The sequence below is a fragment of the Streptomyces sp. NPDC007983 genome (assembly GCF_042958345.1).
In the GTDB taxonomy this organism is placed as follows: Bacteria; Actinomycetota; Actinomycetes; order Streptomycetales; family Streptomycetaceae; genus Streptomyces.
On record NZ_JBIBJI010000006.1, the window covers coordinates 335,013 to 354,566 of the forward strand.

General features: G+C 70.7%; 22 protein-coding genes and 1 pseudogene. 7 read left to right on the forward strand and 16 right to left on the reverse strand.

All coding sequences use genetic code 11. The annotated features are described in order from the left end of the window. Positions 1–4 precede the first annotated feature (4 nt). Positions 5–1,006, reverse strand: a complete 1,002-nt coding sequence (locus ACFZCY_RS21290; protein ID WP_391175239.1) for a bile acid:sodium symporter — start codon at positions 1,004–1,006, stop codon at positions 5–7. Between the two features lie 102 nt (positions 1,007–1,108). Then, on the reverse strand, positions 1,109–1,699 hold the full coding sequence (locus tag ACFZCY_RS21295; protein WP_391175953.1) for a pyridoxamine 5'-phosphate oxidase family protein: 591 nt from the start codon (positions 1,697–1,699) through the stop codon (positions 1,109–1,111). Between the two features lie 51 nt (positions 1,700–1,750). Between ACFZCY_RS21295 and ACFZCY_RS21300 the strand changes: the two genes are divergently transcribed. Continuing rightward, on the forward strand, positions 1,751–2,137 hold the full coding sequence (locus tag ACFZCY_RS21300; RefSeq protein WP_391175242.1) for a DUF488 family protein: 387 nt from the start codon (positions 1,751–1,753) through the stop codon (positions 2,135–2,137). 21 nt (positions 2,138–2,158) lie between these two features. Here ACFZCY_RS21300 and ACFZCY_RS21305 read toward each other — a convergent pair whose 3' ends face one another. The 4 genes from ACFZCY_RS21305 to ACFZCY_RS21320 all read right to left on the reverse strand — a co-directional run bounded on the left by ACFZCY_RS21305 (position 2,159) and on the right by ACFZCY_RS21320 (position 5,802). Then, positions 2,159–2,947: an FAD:protein FMN transferase gene (locus ACFZCY_RS21305; RefSeq protein WP_391175244.1), complete on the reverse strand. Its 789-nt coding sequence runs from the start codon at positions 2,945–2,947 to the stop codon at positions 2,159–2,161. Beyond that, positions 2,944–3,399 carry an FMN-binding protein gene (locus ACFZCY_RS21310; protein ID WP_391175247.1) on the reverse strand — a complete coding sequence of 152 codons (456 nt, stop codon included), beginning with the start codon at positions 3,397–3,399 and terminating at the stop codon, positions 2,944–2,946. Before ACFZCY_RS21310 ends, ACFZCY_RS21305 begins: the two co-directional genes overlap by 4 nt. A 14-nt stretch (positions 3,400–3,413) precedes the next feature. Continuing rightward, positions 3,414–4,784 carry a ferric reductase-like transmembrane domain-containing protein gene (locus ACFZCY_RS21315; protein ID WP_391175251.1) on the reverse strand — a complete coding sequence of 457 codons (1,371 nt, stop codon included), beginning with the start codon at positions 4,782–4,784 and terminating at the stop codon, positions 3,414–3,416. 76 nt (positions 4,785–4,860) lie between these two features. Further along, on the reverse strand, positions 4,861–5,802 hold the full coding sequence (locus ACFZCY_RS21320) for a MarR family transcriptional regulator (RefSeq protein WP_391175254.1): 942 nt from the start codon (positions 5,800–5,802) through the stop codon (positions 4,861–4,863). Positions 5,803–5,995: 193 nt separating this feature from the next. Here ACFZCY_RS21320 and ACFZCY_RS21325 point away from each other — a divergent pair, with 193 nt between their 5' ends. Further along, complete coding sequence (locus tag ACFZCY_RS21325) at positions 5,996–6,244, forward strand: hypothetical protein (RefSeq protein ID WP_391175258.1); 249 nt, start codon at positions 5,996–5,998, stop codon at positions 6,242–6,244. Then, positions 6,241–7,620 carry a serine hydrolase gene (locus ACFZCY_RS21330; protein ID WP_391175261.1) on the forward strand — a complete coding sequence of 460 codons (1,380 nt, stop codon included), beginning with the start codon at positions 6,241–6,243 and terminating at the stop codon, positions 7,618–7,620. Before ACFZCY_RS21325 ends, ACFZCY_RS21330 begins: the two co-directional genes overlap by 4 nt. On the opposite strand, the gene ACFZCY_RS21335 is transcribed toward ACFZCY_RS21330, so the two are convergent. Further along, positions 7,621–7,893, reverse strand: a complete 273-nt coding sequence (locus ACFZCY_RS21335; RefSeq protein ID WP_391175264.1) for a hypothetical protein — start codon at positions 7,891–7,893, stop codon at positions 7,621–7,623. 241 nt (positions 7,894–8,134) lie between these two features. Between ACFZCY_RS21335 and ACFZCY_RS21340 the strand changes: the two are divergent. Continuing rightward, positions 8,135–9,311 (forward strand): annotated as a pseudogene (locus tag ACFZCY_RS21340) (MFS transporter). 1 nt (position 9,312) lies between these two features. On the opposite strand, the gene ACFZCY_RS21345 reads toward ACFZCY_RS21340, so the two are convergent. From ACFZCY_RS21345 to ACFZCY_RS21355, 3 genes are all read right to left on the reverse strand, one after another. Further along, a complete protein-coding gene (locus ACFZCY_RS21345) occupies positions 9,313–10,422 on the reverse strand; it encodes a hypothetical protein (protein WP_391175267.1) in 1,110 nt (369 codons plus the stop codon). A 2-nt stretch (positions 10,423–10,424) separates the two neighbouring features. Beyond that, entirely contained in the window at positions 10,425–11,483 is a 1,059-nt protein-coding gene (locus ACFZCY_RS21350; protein ID WP_391175270.1) for a hypothetical protein, read from the reverse strand. A gap of 105 nt (positions 11,484–11,588) precedes the next feature. After that, the gene (locus ACFZCY_RS21355) at positions 11,589–12,590 is read right to left on the reverse strand and encodes a helix-turn-helix domain-containing protein (RefSeq protein ID WP_391175273.1); all 1,002 of its coding nucleotides are present in this window, start codon (positions 12,588–12,590) and stop codon (positions 11,589–11,591) included. A gap of 139 nt (positions 12,591–12,729) precedes the next feature. On the opposite strand from ACFZCY_RS21355, the gene ACFZCY_RS21360 reads away from it, so the two are divergent. Continuing rightward, positions 12,730–13,110: a peptidase inhibitor family I36 protein gene (locus ACFZCY_RS21360; RefSeq protein WP_391175276.1), complete on the forward strand. Its 381-nt coding sequence runs from the start codon at positions 12,730–12,732 to the stop codon at positions 13,108–13,110. A gap of 246 nt (positions 13,111–13,356) precedes the next feature. On the opposite strand, the gene ACFZCY_RS21365 is transcribed toward ACFZCY_RS21360, so the two are convergent. After that, entirely contained in the window at positions 13,357–14,403 is a 1,047-nt protein-coding gene (locus ACFZCY_RS21365) for a hypothetical protein (protein WP_391175279.1), read from the reverse strand. 186 nt (positions 14,404–14,589) lie between these two features. Between ACFZCY_RS21365 and ACFZCY_RS21370 the strand changes: the two genes are divergently transcribed. After that, a complete protein-coding gene (locus ACFZCY_RS21370; protein ID WP_391175282.1) occupies positions 14,590–15,174 on the forward strand; it encodes a hypothetical protein in 585 nt (194 codons plus the stop codon). On the opposite strand, the gene ACFZCY_RS21375 is transcribed toward ACFZCY_RS21370, so the two are convergent. The 4 genes from ACFZCY_RS21375 to ACFZCY_RS21390 form a co-directional block, all read right to left on the reverse strand. After that, positions 15,155–16,309, reverse strand: coding sequence for a Cmx/CmrA family chloramphenicol efflux MFS transporter (locus ACFZCY_RS21375; RefSeq protein ID WP_391175285.1), 1,155 nt, complete (start codon positions 16,307–16,309; stop codon positions 15,155–15,157). The two genes, ACFZCY_RS21370 and ACFZCY_RS21375, sit on opposite strands and share 20 nt — an antisense overlap. A 203-nt stretch (positions 16,310–16,512) precedes the next feature. Continuing rightward, positions 16,513–17,430 carry a hypothetical protein gene (locus tag ACFZCY_RS21380; RefSeq protein ID WP_391175288.1) on the reverse strand — a complete coding sequence of 306 codons (918 nt, stop codon included), beginning with the start codon at positions 17,428–17,430 and terminating at the stop codon, positions 16,513–16,515. 162 nt (positions 17,431–17,592) lie between these two features. After that, complete coding sequence (locus ACFZCY_RS21385) at positions 17,593–17,829, reverse strand: DUF397 domain-containing protein (protein ID WP_391175291.1); 237 nt, start codon at positions 17,827–17,829, stop codon at positions 17,593–17,595. After that, complete coding sequence (locus ACFZCY_RS21390) at positions 17,826–18,659, reverse strand: Scr1 family TA system antitoxin-like transcriptional regulator (protein ID WP_391175294.1); 834 nt, start codon at positions 18,657–18,659, stop codon at positions 17,826–17,828. The genes ACFZCY_RS21385 and ACFZCY_RS21390 overlap by 4 nt, the downstream gene beginning before the upstream one ends. A 168-nt stretch (positions 18,660–18,827) precedes the next feature. Between ACFZCY_RS21390 and ACFZCY_RS21395 the strand changes: the two genes are divergently transcribed. Continuing rightward, positions 18,828–19,283, forward strand: coding sequence for an ATP-binding protein (locus tag ACFZCY_RS21395; protein WP_391175298.1), 456 nt, complete (start codon positions 18,828–18,830; stop codon positions 19,281–19,283). Here the strand turns inward: ACFZCY_RS21395 and ACFZCY_RS21400 are convergent. Beyond that, positions 19,258–19,551: a hypothetical protein gene (locus ACFZCY_RS21400; protein ID WP_391175300.1), complete on the reverse strand. Its 294-nt coding sequence runs from the start codon at positions 19,549–19,551 to the stop codon at positions 19,258–19,260. The two genes, ACFZCY_RS21395 and ACFZCY_RS21400, sit on opposite strands and share 26 nt — an antisense overlap. Positions 19,552–19,554: the final 3 nt, after the last annotated feature.

Here is a 19,554-nt window from a genome sequence, read left to right on the forward strand (position 1 = left end):
GCCGTCAGCCGGCCGGCCTGCGGGCACGGTACGACATCCACGCCGCCACCACCGCCCCCGACACGTTGTGCCACACCGAGAACACGGCCGCAGGGAGCGCGGCAAGGGGGCTGAAGTGGGCGGCGGCCAGGGACGCCGCGAGCCCGGAGTTCTGCATGCCGACCTCGAAGGCCATCGCCCGGCTCGCGGGCGCGCCCAGCCGGGCGACCTTGCCCGCCGCGTACCCCAGCGCCAGCCCCAGCCCGTTGTGCAGAACGACGGCCAGCAGCACCAGCCCCGCCGCAGACCGGATCGCCTCCGCGCTGCCCGCGACGACCACCGCCACGATCACGCCGATCGTCACGGCGGACAACCACGGCAGCACCCCCAGCACCCGCGCGATGTAACGCCCGGCCACCAGCCGTACGACCAGGCCGCCCACCACCGGCAACAGCACCGTCTTCAAGATGTCGGTGACCATCGACTGCGCGTCCACCGGCAGGAATTCCCCGGCCAGCAGCAACGTCAGCGGCGGGGTGACGAGCGGAGCGAGCACCGTGGAGACGGTGGCGACCGAGACCGACAGCGCCACATCACCCCGCGCCAGATACGTCACCACATTGGACGCCGTACCGCTCGGCGCGCAGCCGACCAGGATGACCCCGGCCGCCAGCTGCGGCGACAGCCCCAGGCCGTTGGCGATGAGCCACCCCAGACCGGGCATGATCACGTAGTGGGCGACCAGCCCGAGCGCCACCGCCCAGGGCCGTTTCACCACACCCGTGAAGTCGGACGGGGTCATGGTCAGCCCCATGCAGAACATGATCACGCCGAGCAGATAGGGAACGCTCGGCGCCCAGCCGGTGAAGGTGCCGGGCGTGCTCAGGCCCGCCACTCCGGCGGCGAGGACGAGCAGGGGGAAGACGGTGACGGCCCGCCGGGCCGCCCGGTCGGCTGGCCCGGCGGCGGGCTCCGTCGACGGGGACGACGGGGAGTCCGTTGCGGGGCTCTTGGGTTCGGATCGCACCGCGTGATGGAACGCCGCCCGGCCCCCGTAACGCAAGACCGTCTCGATATCTGGTCGCTACAACGAAAGCCACTACAACCAAAGCGGCGGCAACGACAGCGGCTACAACGAAAGCGGTGGCAACGGAAGCGGCAACCCCGGCAGCCCGTCCAGACTGCTGGCGACATGGTCCTTCCGCTCGCAGTAAGCGGTCAGCTTCTCCTCGTCGTCCTCGCGCCGAAACCGCTGGGCGTGCAGCGTGCGGTCCTCGCGGTAGTCCATGAAGGGCACCGCGTACCCACACGTGTCCCGGATCAGCTCGGCCGTCACCACGATGACCGCCCGCAGCCCGTGCGAGCGCACATCGACCCCCGGAAAGTGCTTGACCAGCTCCGCGAAGCGCGGATCGTCGCGGAACACCGCCTCACCCCGCCCATGCACTCGCACGATGTTCGGCGGCCCGTCAAAGGCGCACCACATCAACGTGATGCGGCCGTTCTCCCGCAGATGGGCGATGGTCTCCGCGTTGCTCCCGGAGAAGTCCAGGTAGGCCACGGTCAGTTCGTCGAGTACGGCGAACGAACCGGACACCCCTTTGGGGGACAGGTTCACGGTGCCGTCCCCGGCCAGTGGCGCGGTGGCGGTGAAGAAAATCTTCTGCTGTTCGATAAATGTGCGAAGTCTGCCATCAATACGTTCGTACACTTTTCCCATGTGGCGCATTATCCGCCGAGGTCGACGCCACAGGGATGGTTCGATGGAGACATGGCAGACAAAAACGGTCGGCGGGCCCGCCCCGGGATCCGGGTCCGCCGCGTGTACGACACCCCGGAGCCGGACGACGGCACCCGCGTCCTGGTGGACCGGATCTGGCCGCGCGGCCTGGCGAAGGAAGACGCCCAGCTGGACGAATGGGCCAAGGCCGCCGCGCCCTCGACCGAGCTGCGCCGCTGGTACGGACACGAGCCGGAGCGGTTCGCGGAGTTCGCCCGGCGGTATCGCGCGGAGCTGGCCGAACCGGAGCGCCGCGAGGCCGTGGACCACCTCCGCGAGCTGGCCGGGCAGGGCACCCTCACGCTCCTCACGGCCGTGAAGGACCCGACCCACGGCCACGTGGGCCTCCTGGCCGACGCGGTACGCGGCCACCGCTGACCGCCGGCAGACGCACTCCGGTCACGAAACGCACAGCTCAGCCGAAAAACGCGCGAAACCGCTCGTCTGCCACGTCGCCCCCTCCGCCGTCACCGCGAACGCCTCCGCGCCCGGCTGCCGCTGCAGCCACGGGCGGGCGCGCTCGGCGCCCATCGCGCAGGCCGCCGTCGCCCAGGCATCGGCCTCCGTCAGGCTGGTGCCGACCACCGTCACGGAGGCGAGGCCGTCCGCCGGGGGGCGGCCGGTGTGGGGGTCCAGGATGTGGCAGCCCCGCTCGGCCGGGCCCGAGGTGGCCACGGCCAGCTCGCCGTGCGCCTCCACCACCGCCAGCAGCTCACCGCGCCGCATCGGGTCGGCGATGCCCACCCGCCACGGACCGCCGTGCACCTGCACGTCGCCGCCGCCGTTGACGCACACCGAACCGGCGCCCGCCGAGGCCAGCATCCGGGCGGCGCGCTCGACGGCCCACCCCTTGACCAGGCCGGTCGGATCGGCCCGCCGCCCGGCGTAGCGCGCGGTGAACCACCCGTCGCTGCGGTACGAGACCTCCTCGCACAGCTCCAGCACGTCCCGTACCTCCGGTTCGCACTGCGACAGCGTCAGCTCCCCGCGCCCCAGACGGCTGATCTGGCTGTCCTGGCGGTACGTGGAGAACAGCTCGTCCACCCGGTGCAGCCCCACCACGGCCCCGTCCAGCGCGGCCAGCACCCGGGGCCGGTCGGCGTCGTGTACCTCGCGCAGGTCGAAGGAGAAGACGGTGCCCATGACGTGTTCGACATGGCGCAGGGACTGGTCATCGCCGTACGTCATTTGGTACCCGCCTTGTCGAGAGCGCTCTGCAAGGACTTGGAGTAGCCCTCGCTGGTGTACGTCGCACCGGACACGGTGTCGACCTTCGCGGCGGACACCGCCTGCTGGTTGAGCTTGGGGATGGAGTCCTTGGCGATCTGGTCGCTGCGCGGTCCGGAGTTCGGCGTCTTGACGGCCTGCGCGGCGGTGATCTTCCCGCCGCTCATGGTCACGCTGACCTGTACCGGCCCGTACTGCGTGTCGACGACGTCACCGGTGACGGTCTGCCCGCCACCCGCGCCCCCGCCCGTCCCCGGCGCGGTGGCCGCGACGGGCGGCGGGGCCTGCCCGGCCGGGGGCCCGGCGACGTTCTGGCCGCCGGCGGGCTGCTTCAGCGCGAGCAGCGCCACGACACCGGCGACGGTGGCGGCCGTGCCCAGGACGATGCGGCGCAGCGGATGCTTCCTCTTCATGGCTCCACCTCAGGTCACAGCTCGAAGGATTCATGATGGATACGGCGGTCGGGGACCCCCGCGTCGTGCAGCGCCTCGTACGCGTGCTCGGTCAGGCCCGGGGGCCCGCACAGATAGACGTCGTGCTCGTCGATGTCGGGCAGCAGCGCCCGCAGCCGCTCCGCGCTGATCTCCGGCCGGGCCCCGTCCGGGCCGTTGACGGCGTACAGCAGCCGGGCGTCCCGCTCGGTCGCGATCTGCTTCAGCTCGCCCCACAGCGCCAGGTCCTCGACGGTCCGGGCGCGGTAGAGCAGGGTCAGGTCGCCGCCCTTGCCGGGCAGCGTCTCGAACAGGGCCCGGATCGGGGTGATGCCCGCCCCACCGGCGATCATCAGCACCTTGCCCTGGCTGCGGCGGGACGCGGTCATCGCCCCGTACGGCCCCTCGGCCCACACCCGGGTCCCCGGCTTCAGCCCGGCGAGCCCCGTGCTGTGCCCGCCCACCGCCTTCACCGTGATGCGCAGCAGATTGGGCCGGGGAGGGGCGGACAGCGAGTACGGATGGGAACCCCACCGCAGCCCCGGGGCCAGGAACCGCCACCGGAAGAACTGCCCGGCCTCCGCGCCGATCCGGTGCAGCTTGCGCCCCTTGATCAGCACCGAGACGATCCCGGGCGCCTCCTGGACGACCGCCTCCACCCGCATCCGGTGCCGCAGGTTCAGCCGCAGCGGCACCAGCAGCCGGTACCAGATCGCCAGCGCGCTGACCGCGCCGTACAGCACGTACCACGCGGTCTGCGCCGTCATGTCGCCCACGAACTCGGCGCCGTTGCTGAGCTGGTGCCAGAAGGTCAGGAAGACGGCCGCATAGGTGAGCAGATGCAGGTAGTACCAGACCTCGTACGGAAGCCTACGGCGCACCATCCCGGCCGAGACCAGCCCGATCACCACCAGGGTCACCGTGCCGACCGTCGCTTCGAGCATGTCGGGGAAGGTGAGCACCATCGTCTCGGTCTGCGCGACGAACGAGACGCCGCCCTGAGTCGCGTACCCCGCGATGATCAGGCCCACATGGGCGAGGATCAGGCACAGCGCGTACCGCCCGCTCATCGCGTGCCACCGCGCCACCCGGTCCGACCCCACCCGCCGCTCCAGCGCGGGCACCCGCGCCATCTGCAGCACCACCAGCGCCAGGACGTACCCGGCGAGCAGCCCGCTGAGCCGCCCGGCACCGTTCAGCCAGGCGGCGTTGCCGGTGACGTTCGGGGTGTTCATCCACCACAGCGACAGCACCGCGGCCGCTCCTGCCCAGCTCAGCAGCACCAGCGGCACGGCGGGGGAGCGCCGTGGCCGAATCTGGCGCAGGGCCAGCCGCCGACCGGCCCGGCTGTTCAATAGCGTCGTCACGGCCCGTCCCCTTCCTATGGCTCCGGTGCACAGGGGTACGGCTGGGAGCGGACGATGACTCAAAGGCCGACGGAATTCACAGGTTTGCGGTACTCGCCGTCGAGAGCGCCGCGCGCTGCGCCGGGCTGAGGCGGTCGGGTCTCGTGGTGAGGGAGTAGGTCTCGGGCCCGACGGTACGCAGGGCGAGGGGATCGGCGAGGGCCGGTTGACGCCGGACCGCCTCCAGGGCGGCGGTGGCGCGCTCCCGGGGCCAGCCGAGCGCGGTGGCCAGCGTGCCCAGGGTGAGCGGCCGGCCGGCGTGCACGAGGGCGGCGAGCACGGTCAGCCCGTCGTACGCGACGGCCTGGCCGAGGGTGCTGCCGCTCATCTGTTCGCTCAGCCGGGCGAAGAACCGGCCCATCGTGGCGAGCCGGGTGCCGACGGTCGTGTCGGCGCCGAAGATCTCGATGCCCCGCTGCGCGGCGGTCGCGATCTCGCCGTGTGCGCCGGTGTCGGCCCGCCACGCCCGCAGCCAGACGTCGTCGTCGATGAGGTACCGCTCGCGACGCCCACCGGTGTCCGGTCGGCGCACGACCAGCTCCATGGCTTCGAGGGAGCCGATGGACTTGGACACCGACGCCGGGCTGACCTGCAGCCGCCGCACCAGGTCGGCCGCCGTCAGGCCACCGCCGTCGGCGGTGAGCAGGCAGACGAACACCCGGGCGGTCATCCGGGGCAGCCCGGTCGCGGCCAGCAGGGTGGCGAAATCGTCCACGAAACCGCGGACCACCTCGGTCGGCTGCCCGTCGGCCACCGGCTCGGCCGTCCGCCCCGGCTTGCGCCGCCGGGCGCGGTGTCCGGCGGCCTGCTGCGCGGGGTCGGCCAGGTAGGCGCCGGTTGCGCCGTTGCGGGCCACCTCGCGGCTGATCGTGGACGTCGGCCGGCCGAGCCGTCGGCCTATCTCGGCGTAGCCGAGCCCGTCGGCGAGCCATGCCGCGATCTGCCGGCGGTCGTCGTGGGTCAGCCTGCCTCCTGGCACCGGCGCATCTCCTCGCTTTGCGTTCACCAACAGTACGTTGCAACGGGCCGGTTGACGGAATTGCGTTCATTCACAACTCTGTTGCAACGATAGGCGTTTGGGCTCCTGATTTGTGGTTGACCACGTTGACGCTATCTGAAACGCAACGTAGCTTTTCCCCATCTTGAAAGAGGGGGACACGATGATGCACGTGATGGCCGTCTCAACCGTCTCGGATGGCGGCAAGTTCTGGAGTGGCCTGAAGAAGGCATACGCCGCGCTCCCCAAGGGCGCCGCGTGGAAGGTGGCGGTCGCGAGCAAGGACGGGGCGAAGGCGGTGAACATCATCACCCACGACTCCATCGAGGGCGTTCGGGACTTCTTCGAGGCGTACGCCGGCGCCTACGCCACGACGGACTACTTCGAGGCGGACGCCGCGAACGCGGTCGGCCTCCCGCGATGAGGATCGAAGTGGCGGGGATCCGGGCCCGGGTCGCGGAACTCCTGGTGGAGTACGGCATTCCGAGCGCCGCGATCGGCGTGCTCCACGACGGGGAGATCACCGAGTTCGCGGTGGGCGTCAAGAACGTGGAAACGCGGGAACCCGCCACCACGGACACCGTTTACCAGTGCGGCTCGATGACCAAGACATGGACCGCCCTGGCCTTCATGCAACTCGTCGACGAGGGGAAAGCCGATCTGGACGAGCCGGTACGGACCTGTCTGCCCGGCTTCAGGGTGGCCGACCCCGAGGCAAGCGCCACGGTCACCCCTCGCCACCTGCTGTGCCACACCAGCGGTATCGAGGAGGCCTACGGCGATCCCGGCGAGGACGACGACGTCTACGAGCGCATGGTCGAGAACATCGCCGACGCGCCCCAGCTCTTCCCGCCGGGCCACACCCACGGTTACAGCCCGGCGCTGGGGTACGCCCTTCTCGCGCGGATCCTGGAGGTGTGCGACGGCAAGCGCTGGGACGACGTCATGCGGGATCGCCTCTTCGGCCCCATGGGGCTCGCCAGCACGAGCAGTTGGTACGAGCAAGTGGACGCCGCCCGGGCCGCGACCGGGCACCTGATCCGGTCCCCGGCGGAGGGCCCCACCGTCACACCGGTGGACCGCCTTCCGCGTGCCTTCGGCCCCGGCGGCAACATCACCTCGACGACCCGGGAGGTGCTCGCCATGGCGCACGTCCTGCTCGACGAGGGCGTGGCGCCGAACGGACAGCGCGTCGTCTCGGCCGAAGCCGTCCGGGAGATGACGCGATCGCGTGTGCCCGTACCGGATCCGTACATGTTCGGGCCCGCATGGGCGCTCGGTCTCGTCGTGTGCGACTGGCACGGCGAAACCGTCTACGCGACCGACGGCAGCACGATCGGCCACAACGCCCGGCTACGGCTCCTGCCGGACTCGCGCACCGCCATCGCGATGCTGACGAACGGCGGACCACGGGAGAGCTTCTACCGCCAGGTGTTCAACGAGATCCTGACCGGCCTCGGCACGGTCACCATCCCGGACCTGCCCGCACCGGACGCGACGCCGACCCTCGACCCGTCCAGGTACGAGGGCGTCTACGGGCGCCCCGGCGCACGGTACGAGGTGTCGGCCGAAGGCGGAAAGCTGTACCTGACCTTGGTCCTCGACCCGGTGCAGGCAGCGTTCCTCCAGAAGCCGGACCGCATCAGACATGAACTGCTCCCGGTGAGCGAGACGCACTTCCTGGTGCCTCCGGCGGACCCGTCGGAGGACACCCAGACCGTCGCGATCTACGACTTCACACACGGCGACGCCCGATACCTCCACACCAACTGCCGGGTGCACCCACGACTGGACGGCTGATCAGCCGAACTTCACATACCGGGTGACGTTGCCGGACATGTTCGGGGTCAGCGATCCCATGTAACCGGAGCAGTCGGCCGAAGCGTAGTAGTGCACGGTCGAGTCGGTGACGTTGATCGCGTAGAAGGGAGGCTGACTGCCTCGCAGGGTGTAGCAATGGCCGGACTGCGGGTTCGCCGGCGAGGCGGACAGGGGTCCGCTGCCGTCCGGGCTCCAGTAGAAGCCGCCGGTGGCCGCCAGGGCGGTGGTGGGCAGCAGGGCGACGGCGCCCATCACGGTTGCGGCGACTGAAGCACTGAGTTTCACGTCGGACACCGGCCGTTCGGGCTGCGAGTGCTCCTGGTCACACCTGTCTCCTGCTTCCGTAGCACTCCACAGAAGTGTACGTTCGTACATATACGTTTGTACATGTACTGCTTCGGGCGCGCGCCTTGTCCCTTCGTCTGAAAGATCGGTCACGATGATGGACCACGCGGTGCGACGCCGCTGAACGGCCCTCTTCACCCTCTTTCTCATACCGGGCCTGGCCCCTGTCCTCCTGGGTAACCCGCACCCCCGACGTCCGCGACGCGCTGCACGCCTCGACCAGCGAGATGGGCCTCGTCCTGTTCGGCCTCTCGGCGGGCGCCATGATCGGCGTGCTCGGCTCCGGACGGCTGGTGGCGCGCCTGGGGACCAGGCCGGTCATCGGCGCCGGAACCCTGCTCATGATCCTGAGTCTCGGGGTGATGGGATGCGGGGCGTTGGCCACCTCCGCACCGCTCGTCACCGCGGGGCTGTTTCTCTTCGGCGTCGGCGTGGGCGGCGGAGATGTCGCGGTCAACGTCGACGGCGCGGACATCGAGAAGATCAGCGGGCGCACGCTGCTGCCCACCATCCACGGCTTCTTCAGTCTCGGCACCGTCATCGGCGCGTGCCTGGGCATCCTGTGCACCGCCGTCCGATTCCCCGTGCACTGGCACCTGTTCGCCGTCGGCGTGGCCACGGCGGCGCTCGCCCTCTACGCCTGCCGCGCCATCCCCGCGGGAATCGGCAGGACCACCCCTGCCGCCGACCGCGACGCCGCATCCACGCGCCCGGTGTGGAAGGACCGGCGCCTGCTGCTGCTGATCGGCGGCGTCGTCCTGGCCCTGGCCCTGGCCGAGGGCACCGCCAACGACTGGCTCCCGCTCCTGATGGTCGATGACCACGGCCTCGACGCGTCCCTCGGATCGGCCGTCTTCGCCGGGTTCGCCGCCGCTATGACCGTGGGCCGGATGGGTGGCGGACTCGTCATCGACCGCATCGGACGCGCCCGCACCTTGCGCATCAGCGCGCTCAGCGCGGCCCTCGGACTGGCCGTGGTCATCTTCGTCGACTCTCCTGTCCTCGTTGCCCCTGCCGTGCTGCTGTGGGGTCTTGGCACCTCACTCGGCTTTCCCGTGGCCCTCTCCGCCGCGGGCGATTCCGGCCCCGACTCCGCCGCCCGCGTCGGCCTGGCGGCAACGATCGGCTACATCGCCTTCCTTGTCGGCCCACCCGGTCTGGGCTTCCTCGGCGACCACTACGGACTGAGCACCGCCATGATCGTCGTCCTCGGCTTCATCGTGAGCGCGGTTTTCCTCACCCCCGCGGCCGGAGCACAGCACACTCAACCCGTCCGGAACCCCCGCGAGACCGCGCCCCGGACACCGCCCCGGACACCGCACTGACTCAGCCGAACTGCAGGACGCGCGGGGCGAAGGTGCCCTCGGGGCCGTCGGCGCGGCCGACCGACCACACCGTCGCCGTGCCCGGCACCGGTGCCAGCCGCAGCAGCCGGGAGTGCCCCTCCCCGGACACCGCCGGTTCGCTGTGCTCGGTGAACGACTGCCCGTTCCGCTCAAGGAAATCCGGCCCGGGGACGAGCGGCGGAGAGCTGCCCGGCGGGCCCCACTTCTGCGAGCGGCCCACCGAGACCCAGGCCAGCTCGCCGGACGTGCCGGGCGCCAGTGAGTCGATGGAGCCGAAGTCGGTGGGCACCGTCACCCGGCTCCACGCCTGCCCGTCGAAGCGGACCAGCAGCGGCGGAATCGGGCGGCCCGGCGGGCCGCCGACGAATCCGGCCGTGCCGCCCGCCCACACCTCCGTCGGCGAGACCGCCAGCACACTGCCCACGGCCGACCGCGGAAACCCGTCCACGATCGTCTGCTGCCACGCCTGCCCGTCCCAGTGCGACACGGCCGCACCCGAGTCGGCGGCGCCCGCGGCCCAGACGTCGTCGGCCGCCAGGATATGCAGGCCGTACACGGATCCCGGCGGCGCCGGTACGTCCCGCCAGCCGTGCCCGTCCCAGCGCAGCAACGCCTGCGCGCCGTCCCGCGAACCGATCAGCCACGTCTCACCGCCACCGGCGACCACCTTGCTCAGCACGACACCGCCCGGCGGCCGACTCTCGGACCAGGTGGTGCCGTCGAAGCGGAGCAGGCGGGCGCCGCCCGCCGAGTCGCGGCCGACCGCCCAGACCGCGGTCGGCGAGGTCGCGGCGACGGACAGCAGCTCTCCCTGCCAGCCGATCCCGGGCAGAGGTTGGCGCTGCCACGCGGTTCCGTCCCAGCGCAGCACCAGCGGGAAGCCCGGCGCCACGCGACCGACGGCGTCGGCACCCACCGCCCACGCCCGGTCCGGTCCGAACGCCACGGCCTCGTTCAGCCCGGCCTGCGGGCGTACCTGCGCCGGGACCGGAACGTGTCGCCAGGACGGGGTTTCCGCCGAGGCCGAGCTGATGAGGTAAATGAGGGTCATGGCGGCAGCGAGCGCCGCGACGAGAAGTCGGCGTGCCATGGTCAGCCTCCCAGCCGCTCGCTCATCAGGTTCGGTTTCGATCCGTAGATCTCGACGGTCCCGAAGGACAGCAGTGAGGACCCGGCGGTCGCCAGCGCCCGCGGTTCGACGTCGATCGCGTCCGTGCGCTGCGGGCCGTAGGAGAAGGTGGTGCGGTGGCCGTCCACCCGCGCGTACTTCGACTGGAACGCGCGGTCGCTGCGCACCGGCAGCCACAGCGCGCCGTCCGGGCCGCGCACCATGGCCTCGGTGTAAGTGTCGCCCAACGGTGGGTAGATGGTGCGCCAGGCGTGCCCGGCGTGCCCGTTCCAGGCCATCAGGTAGGTGCGGGCCACGCCGTCGGTGTACTGGCTGCCGCCGATCGTGACCCGGCCGGAGGGTTCGGGCACGATCGTGTGCACGTTGCCGTTCGGCGGCAGCGGCACCTTCGCGTCCCGCCACTCCGTGCCGTCCCAGCGCAGGATGGAGGGCCCGGTGGCGGTGTCCGCCCAGGCCCAGGCGTCGGTGGCGGTACGCGCGGTGATCCCCATCAGGAACAGCACACCGTCCGGGGTGGACTGGGTGGTCCAGCCGGAACCGTCGTAGTGCAGCACCTTCAGCCCGGTGTCGTCCTCACCGACCACCCACGCGGCACCCGGTACCGCGGTGAAGTCCTGGTAGGTCCACAGGGTTTGCGGCAGCGGGACGGCGCTCCACCCTCCCGCCGACCGGCGCAGGATCTCTCCCGCCCCCGCCCGGTTGTGGAAGAGCCACACCTCGTCGCCGACGAACCGCACCTTTCCGAGCCAGCCCGGCTCATCGGCGCCGGGGAAGGTCGTGTCCCGGCTCCACGCCGTGCCGTCCCAGCGGTACAGCATCGGCCGCAGTCCATCGGCGGCCTGCTCGTACGCGGTCGCCCACGCCTCGCCCGGCCCGCGCGCGGCGAGATCGGACACGAACACCGGTGGGTCCGCCGCCGGCACCGGCAGCGCCGACCAGCCCGGCGTCACGGCCGCGGCCGGCGACACCACCGCGGCACACGCGAGCGCAAGGCAGATGATGAGCGTACGGAGACGGTTCACGAGAGCCCCCCAGAACGCGACGGCCGCTCATCTTATGGGCGTTGCCCACCGGTGAACAGACGCACACGGCCATCGGTGACCGGGCCCGGCCTGACCAGCCGCGCATCACTGCATGAAGAAGGGCGGCGGGCCGCAATCACCGTGGAGCAGCGCCGCTCCCAGAGCCGTGACCGTGTGGATCACGGTGTTGCGGTGACGTCGGCTGTGGATCAGATTCGCCTCGCGCAGCACCGTGGCCTGGTGGCTGGCGGTCTGAATGGGCACGCGCGCGCGTTCGGCGAGTTGCGTGGTGGTGCACGCCGCCGTCGCGACGACCTCCAGGACGCGCGCCCGCGTCTTCCCCAGCAGCGCCGCCACGGCCTGCCGAGGCGCGTGCGGTGGCGCCGACCAGTCGAGACTGCGCTCGATGGGATACACCAGGACGGGCGGCAGCTCCGTGTCCAGAAACGTCGTGGGCGCACCCCAGCAGAAGAACGACGGCTGCAGCGTCAGGCCCCGGCCGTCGAGGTGGATGTCGTGGTCGGCGGGAAAAGCGAGTTCGAGCACGGGGTAGTGCCAGGTCGCGGACGGATGCAGGGTGGCGAGCACCGCTTCCCACCCGGTCGCGTCGAGGGCGCGGGTCCGCCACTCCCGATCACGGTCCACCTGCCGCCGCACCTGCGACCAGAACGGCTCCAGTGCCGCCGCGAAATAGGCGGTGACGGCGTCGGCCACCGCTGTCACCGCCTCCGGATCGCCCTCCGCCAGACCGCGTGTCCAGGCGGGCAGCGGGCGGCCGGGGTGGCGGTCGCCCAGCTCCTCAAGGTCGTTGCGTAATCGCGTACGCGGCGTCCGCCGCAGGGCCTCCACGTGCACGGCCAGGGACGGATCGGCGCCCGGCGGGGTCAGGAAGTCGGCGGCGTAACCGGCCGGGGGAGCCAAGGCGGCCAGCAGATGCGCCGAAGGCGCCAGCCGCGGTGTGACTGTTCGCCGCCAGTCGCCGAAGTACGCCGCTCCGCCCGGATGGCGCAGCCGGTACGAGCTGAGCAGGACCTCCCACAGCGGGTCGGGCGCCGGAACCAGCCGGATGCGGGCCAGATCGTCGCTGGTGAAGTGGATCCGAAGCATGGCAGTGCCTTCCCGCCTCCGTCTTCCCACCTCTCTGGGAAGACGTTGCCGGGGTTTCCCGGCCCGGGACAGTCTTCTTTCGGCACTTGTCACGCCGCGTCCACAACGGACACGCAAGTGTCTCGAAGGGGGTAACAGCATGCGCATGAACAGGAAGGTCGCAGCCATCGCCGGTGGCATCGTGCTGACCGGTGGCCTGCTGGCCGGAAGCGCCGGCGCCGCCAGTGCGTCACAGAGCACTCCGCAGGCGGCGTCGGACTGTCCGTCGACGTACTTCTGCGTCTGGTCCGGGACGAACTACACCGGTCACCGGCAGCAGGTCGCGGGGACCAATGCGGACCTGACCCAGTACTCGGTCTTCCAGAACTTCAAGTCGTACTACAACCACGGCTCTTCCTGTGGCTTCGTGTGGTACTGGGGGAAGAACTACACCGGAACCAGTGGAACCATCCCGAAGGGGGAAAAGGATCCCGGCAACGGCAACTCCGGGTACATCAAGTCCAACAAGTGGGACTGCTGACCAGCACCAGAGGGCGGCGCCCCATCGAGGGCGTCGCCCGCGGAATACTGCCGAGCTCGGCCGCGGGACCCTGAAGTCACGGTCAGCCGAGGTTCGTCACCGCGGTTGCGGGCCCGGCGCCAGGCAGCGGCGGCCGCGGAGGCCTTCCAGGCGGCGGCCACCTGACGGGCACGCACCGCCTGCTCCCGCGCCGACTGATGGTGCGCAGGGCCGTCGCCGGCGCTGCGAAACCGGACAGCCGGTGTCTCAGACGGGCTCGTCCAAGCGGCAGGTGCGGCAGGCGTCCCCCCGAGCGGGGTCGTAGGGGGCGCCGCACGCGCAGCGGGGCCAGCCCAGACAGCTGGGGCACTGGGTGTAGGGGTCGGTGACGGGGCGGCCGCAGGTGCCGCCCCGGCCTTCACATTCGCGGTGCGGCGGGCGGTAGGCGACCGCTTGCGCCGGGGTGCGGTTGGTGGCGGTGGGCGCGGCCTGCGCCTGGTCGTCGGGCCGGGCATCATCCTCGTCGGGGTGGCGGTCGGGGCCGTGGCCGGGCAGGAGCCATCCGCCACGGCAGACGCCGCACGGCTGGTCGTCGTCGGTCGGCCGGTCGGCCGGGGCCGGGTGCCAGCCGTCTTCGCACCGCCCCGCACACGAGGTGGCCGCCAGCAGCCACACCGCGACATCGTCGGGCCGGTACCCGTCCTCTCCCGCGTCGGCTTCGCGTTCGAGGGGCCGGTTGGCCCAGGTGGTCCACCAGCGGCGCTCGATCCGCGCGATCAGCCGGGCGGCGGACTGGCGGAGCAGCTCGTCGCGCACGGTCTGCACAACGGCCGGGGGCACGCCGCCCCCGCAGGCGCGCAGCAGCTTGCCCGGCAGCGCGGAGAGAACGGCGCGGACGGGGTCGGTGGTGGTGGCCGTGCGCTGGCAGGCATCGCACTGGTCCCAGGCACGGGGGTAGTAGGTGCGCGTCCAGCGGCGGTGCTTGTCCTTGCGCTTGTCGGGCTCGACGCGGGTCGTGGCCTCGGCGGAGGCCGGGCGCTCGGACAGCGGCGCGGAGCAGGTGCGGCAGCGGCCCTGGCAGCCGCGGCAGGGCCTGCCCTCCTGGTCGGTGACCGCCTGGCACACCGGGCACTCCCGGCGGCAGACCGTGCACAGATGGTCCTCCGGATGCGGCTGCGGCAGCCAGCGGTGCTCACCCTGACACCGCACGCACCGTCGGGTGTCGATGTCCTCGAGGTGGGTGGGGAGGACCGGCCGGCCAGGGCACTGGTCGCACTGGACAATGGCGCGGTCGGTATTGCGGTGCAGGATCACGCGGCGCTCCCGGCGTGGGTGGACGGAGGCGAGTCGACCAGCCTAGCGGGTGGCGAGGGAGCACCCGGTCACGGTCGGACACGGCATCCGCAGCCCGCCCGTGCGGCCCGGCCCTTCAGGGCCGGGAAGTTGGCGGCTTTCGGGGTCGTATGATCGCTGACCACGTCGTTCGTTGTAAGGAATCCCATGTCCATGCCGCCCCCGCCGCAGGGGAACCCGTACGCTTCCGCGCCGCCGCAAGGGAACCCGTACGCCTCCGCCCCGCCCCAGGGGAACCCGTACGCCGCCGCGCCGCCCCAGGCCCCGTACGGGCACCCGCAACCGGCACCCGGCTACCACCAGCCACACCAGATGCCCGGTTACGGCCAGCCGATGGCCGGGGTTCCGCAGCCGCCCACCTGCCGGGTCTGCGCGGCGTATCCGGCGGCGGACGTCACCATCCGTAGCCACGTCGGCATGCTGCTGATGATGCGGTTCCAGAAGTGGCAGGGCCCGTTCTGCCGTACGTGCGGTACGGCGATGCGCCGGGAGGCGACGACCAACACGCTGTGGCAGGGCTGGTGGAGCCCGTTCTCGCTGTTCATCTTCAACCCGTACACGATCATCAACAACCTGGTGGTCCGGGGGAAGCTCAACAAGCTCCCGGAGCCGGGACCCGCCACGCATGTGGCGCGCCCCGACCCCGGAAAGTCCGTGCTTCAGCGCCCGGCGTCGTACGTCGCGCTGCTGCCCATCCTCTGGTTCCTGTTCCTCATCGTCCGAGGCGGCTGACCAACGCCGGCCGCGCCAGGCCCGCCACGGCGAAGGCCAGCGCCACCAGCAGCGCGCTCACCCAGACCGGCGAACGGTAGCCCAGCCCCGCGCCCAGCGTGAGCCCGCCGAGCGCCGGACCGACCGCCGCGCCCACATTGAGCGCGGCGGTCGCGAACGCCCCGCCCAGCGCGGGCGCTTCGGCCGCCGCGTACAGCGCCCGCGTGATCAGCGTGGACCCCACACCGAACGACAGCGCGCCTTGTACGAGGACCAGCACGATCGCCACCCCCGGCCGGTCCGCGCCCACCGACAGCAGCAGCCAGCCGCCGAGCAGGGCCGCTCCGCCCGGCACCAGCACCAGCATCGGCCGGGCGTCCGACCACCGCCCGGCGACCGTCACCCCGGCGAACGACCCCAGCCCGAACAGCGCCAGCACGACCGGCACCCAGGTCTCGTTCAGGTCGCTCACGTTCGTGATGAGCGGCGCCAGATAGGTGAACGTGCAGAACGTCGCCGCGTTCACCAGCATCCCCAGCCCCAGCGTCACCAGCAGCCGGGGGTCGCGCAGCGCCCGCAGCTCACCGCGTGCGCTCGGCGCCTCCACCGTTTCGGAACGCGGAACCGACCGCACGATGGCGAACAGGGCCGGTACGGAGACGAGCGCCACCGCCCAGAACGCCGAACGCCACCCCCAGACCTGCCCCAGCACGGCCCCGGCCGGAACCCCGGCCACACACGCGAGCGTCACCCCGCCCAGCAGCGCGGATGTGGCTCGCCCCTTGGCACTCGGCTCGACCATCCCGGTCGCCGTCGCGAGCCCCACGGCCAGGAACCCGGCATTGGCCAGCGCCCCCAGCACCCGGGTGGCCAGCAACACGGCAAAGCTGGAGGTGAGGGCACCGACGACATGGACAGCCATGAAGGCCGTCAGAAACATCAGCAGCGCGCGGCGCTGCGGCCACCGCATGCTGAGGAGCGCCATCAGGGGCGCCCCCACGATCATCCCCACAGCAAACCCTGACGTCAGCGCGCCCGCGGCGGGGATGGACACATTCAGATCGCTTGCGATGTCCGGCACCAGGCCGGACAGCATGAATTCGGATGTCCCTTGGGCGAAGACCGCCAGTCCGAGGACATAGATGGCATAAGGCATGAAGGCTCCACGCATCGGCTACCGCATGAAAAGGGAAGGACCGATGACCGGCAGCCCGGTGGTCGCGTTGAGGCATGCAACGCCTCAACGCGGTATGGGTGAAGACGCCACCGAACGACCGGTGGCTAGAGCCTGGATGCCTCGGGACTGGACATGCGGGTCACCTTAACAGCCAGGGCCATGCGCAGACCGTGCGTACAAGCTCAGATCCTGGCCATGTGCAGGCGTTGGCAGCCGCGAAGCCGGTGCTGTCGACCGGAGTCGCAGACTTCGAACCACACGTTCTTCATGCCGTAGTGGACGCTGTCCTTGCCTGCGTCGGGTTCGCCGTCGGGGTTGTCCGTGAGAACGGTGGTGTGGGTTCCCAGGCGGTCCTCGTAGTGCATGCGCAGGGTTCCGCCCCAGCCGTCCCGCTCGGTTTCGTGTTGGTCCCGGGAGTACGGCATGACGTACTCGATGCCGTACCAACCGTCCCGGGTCTCCCAGTTCCGGTAGCCGATGCTGGCTGCCGTCGAGCCGTTGGCGCTGCTCCCTTCGAAGAGGGTGAACCCGCCCTCGGCCTCTTGAGCCGTTCCGGTGGGCAAGGAAGTCGTCGCGGTGGTGGGGGGTTTGAGCGTGCCATGGCGATAGAGGATTGCCATCCCCCAGGCGCCCAGACCCAGCGCTGCCACCAGCGCCGCACCCAGCGTCAGAAGAGCCCTGCCCCGCGGAAATACCGAAGGGGCGCTGTGCTCGCGAACCGCCTCGATTTCATGAGAGCCGTCTGTTCGGCTTTCGCGGGAGACCGCGGGGGTGGCGTCGTCGCTTCCCGGCGGTGCCGATTGCTCCCGCACGGCGATTTTGTCCCGTGCCTCAAGCCACACCTCCATCAGCTCCCCGTCTCCGCAGGCCTTCACGAAGGCGGCCAGTTGGCCGCGGCTGGGGACGGCGTCCCGGCTCAGCAGCACGGAGGCGGTGCTGCGCGGCAGCACGTCCCCGGACGCTGCCGCGCGCTTTTCCAGCTGCCGGTAGGACATCCGGGAATCGCTCTTCAACTGGCGCAGTGCCTTCATGAAGGCGGACAGGTCGGCGATGTCTTCAAGAGCCTGCCGTCGAGAGGGACTCATGAAGCCGATGGTCACGTTCTCGTGTGCGAGAGAGCAACGCAGATATCCGCCAATCACGATACGAATAACAACAGCGCTTCGCCGGGAGGGGAAACAGGTGAATTCGATTCCTGTTCGCCGGTGCCGCGCCTGCCACCCCGGCCCCCGCGATCTCATCGCGAGGGCCGGGCTGCGGCTTTACGACATGCCCTGTATGAACGCCGTCCACGTGGTGGGGGAGAAGGCGAGCTGGGGCCCCTGCCGGTCCTTGGAGTCCCGTACGTGGATGGTGCCCGGGCAGGTGGCGACCTCGACGCAGCTGTCGCCGTCGCCTCCGCTGTGGGTGGACTTGTGCCAGGAGAGGGCGACCTCTACGCAGTCGTCGCCGTCGCTTCCGCTGTAGCTGCTCTTGAACCAGGCCAGTTCGCTGCTCATAGCGCTCCTCGGATCTGCTTCAGCAGGCTCACGGAGTCTTCAGGGGTGAGAGCCTGTGAACGCAGTTTCGCATACCGCATTTGGAGCACGCTGACGTCTTTACGGTCAGAGATCAGCAAACCGCCTCGCTGACCCTCGGAGTAACCGAGCCATTCGTTGTCCGGGGTCTCCAGCAGTCGGATGGGTCCGTTCAGCCCCGCGTGCTCCTCACGAACCAGCGGCATGATCTGGAGCTCGATATTCCGGAGCGCCGCGTGCTCCAGGAGGTGGTCAATGAGCTCTCGCGTGACGTCCGCACCCCCGGTGCGGCGCCGGATCAACGCCTCCTCGATGATGAAGCTGAAAGCGGTGTTCGGCCTGTCCCGAAGCAGACGTTGGCGATCCTGACGGGCACCGAGCTGGGCCTCGATCTGCCCGTCGGCGAGCGGCGGCACACCGCTGTCGAAGACCGCACGGGCATACGCCTCGGTCTGCAACAGCCCAGGGACCAGTCGGCACTCGTACGAGCACAGGCTGATCGCCAGCTCCTCCAGCGCCGCCCACTGGCGGAACCAGGCCGCCAAGCCCGGCTTTCGCACGAGACACTTCGCCGCCGCACGCAGGACCCCGAACGCGTCCAGAAGCTCTTCCGCCCGCTCCACGTACTCCCGTTGCGGAAACCGCCGACCCTGTTCGATCGAGGCCAGGGTCTGGACCGAGTACCGGAGCAACGGGGCCAGCTGCTCCTGCGTGTAGCCTGCTCGTTCTCGGAAGACCTTGACGACCGCCCCGAATGTCTTGAGGCTGTCCGTGGACTCCGGTTCGTTGTTGCTGCCCGCGTTGTCCGCCATCTGCGGCCACCTCCGGTAGTGCCATACGTACTGAACCTGACTATCGGCCCAACTCGGCCATGGTCACGGTCCGTTATCCGTACAGTCCACCACCGGTACTCGTACGCTGACTCAGAGTACGAGAAGCTGATCTGGTCCGGTCATTCGCCGAACCGCAACGGTGACGCCGTGTCAATCCCAGCGCACCCACGGACGACTTCCGACCAGTTCACGCATCGCTTCAGCTCCACCCGCCGTGGCGCCCGCCTCGCCCGGCTGCTCGTGCTCCAGCAACTCGACGCATGGGGGTTTCCCTACCGCGGCGGGCCCTCCGACCTCATCGCCGCGATCGTTGCCGAACTCGCCGCCAACGCCGTCACCCACGGCCGCGTCCCCGGCCGCGACTTCGAGGTCCGGCTGACGCGCACCGCCGCCACTCTCCGCGTCGAGGTCGCGGACACCCGCACCGAGGGACGGCCGCCCGTCGAGGACGCGCCCGCCGCACCCCCGCCGGACTCCGAGACCGGGCGCGGTCTGCTGCTGGTCGCGGGCCTCGCCGCGCGCTGGGGCGTGGCGGAGCGGCAGGGGCCGGGGAAAACGGTCTGGGCCGAGATCGACCTCACTTGCCGTGGTGGTCGAACTTGATCGGATAGGAGACGGTCGAGCGCGGCACCGGCTTCTTGGTGCCCTTCTTCTTGCCGTCCTTCTTCGCGTCGTCCTTCTGGAAGTGGACGGGATACCGCCCCGTCTGGTGCGGCTGGGGTGACTTGCCGCCGCCCTTGTCGTCGCCGCCGCCCTGGCCGTTGATCCACAGGACCCCCACCACGACCACGCCGAATATCAGCATCTGGTTCTTCTTGTCCGCCACCGACTCCCCCTCGGTCCGCAGATCGCCCGCCCCCGCACCGACCATGCT

Excerpts from the sequence above, each read along its gene's own strand:
- ACFZCY_RS21295 (WP_391175953.1), bottom strand. The coding sequence starts at position 1,699 with ATGGGAAAAGTGTACGAACGTATTGATGGCAGACTTCGCACATTTATC.
- ACFZCY_RS21300 (WP_391175242.1), top strand. The coding sequence starts at position 1,751 with ATGGCAGACAAAAACGGTCGGCGGGCCCGCCCCGGGATCCGGGTCCGC.
- ACFZCY_RS21305 (WP_391175244.1), bottom strand. The coding sequence starts at position 2,947 with ATGACGTACGGCGATGACCAGTCCCTGCGCCATGTCGAACACGTCATG.
- ACFZCY_RS21310 (WP_391175247.1), bottom strand. The coding sequence starts at position 3,399 with ATGAAGAGGAAGCATCCGCTGCGCCGCATCGTCCTGGGCACGGCCGCC.
- ACFZCY_RS21325 (WP_391175258.1), top strand. The coding sequence starts at position 5,996 with ATGGCCGTCTCAACCGTCTCGGATGGCGGCAAGTTCTGGAGTGGCCTG.
- ACFZCY_RS21330 (WP_391175261.1), top strand. The coding sequence starts at position 6,241 with ATGAGGATCGAAGTGGCGGGGATCCGGGCCCGGGTCGCGGAACTCCTG.
- ACFZCY_RS21335 (WP_391175264.1), bottom strand. The coding sequence starts at position 7,893 with ATGGGCGCCGTCGCCCTGCTGCCCACCACCGCCCTGGCGGCCACCGGC.
- ACFZCY_RS21345 (WP_391175267.1), bottom strand. The coding sequence starts at position 10,422 with ATGGCACGCCGACTTCTCGTCGCGGCGCTCGCTGCCGCCATGACCCTC.
- ACFZCY_RS21355 (WP_391175273.1), bottom strand. The coding sequence starts at position 12,590 with ATGCTTCGGATCCACTTCACCAGCGACGATCTGGCCCGCATCCGGCTG.
- ACFZCY_RS21360 (WP_391175276.1), top strand. The coding sequence starts at position 12,730 with ATGCGCATGAACAGGAAGGTCGCAGCCATCGCCGGTGGCATCGTGCTG.
- ACFZCY_RS21370 (WP_391175282.1), top strand. The coding sequence starts at position 14,590 with ATGTCCATGCCGCCCCCGCCGCAGGGGAACCCGTACGCTTCCGCGCCG.
- ACFZCY_RS21375 (WP_391175285.1), bottom strand. The coding sequence starts at position 16,309 with ATGCCTTATGCCATCTATGTCCTCGGACTGGCGGTCTTCGCCCAAGGG.
- ACFZCY_RS21385 (WP_391175291.1), bottom strand. The coding sequence starts at position 17,829 with ATGAGCAGCGAACTGGCCTGGTTCAAGAGCAGCTACAGCGGAAGCGAC.
- ACFZCY_RS21390 (WP_391175294.1), bottom strand. The coding sequence starts at position 18,659 with ATGGCGGACAACGCGGGCAGCAACAACGAACCGGAGTCCACGGACAGC.
- ACFZCY_RS21400 (WP_391175300.1), bottom strand. The coding sequence starts at position 19,551 with ATGGTCGGTGCGGGGGCGGGCGATCTGCGGACCGAGGGGGAGTCGGTG.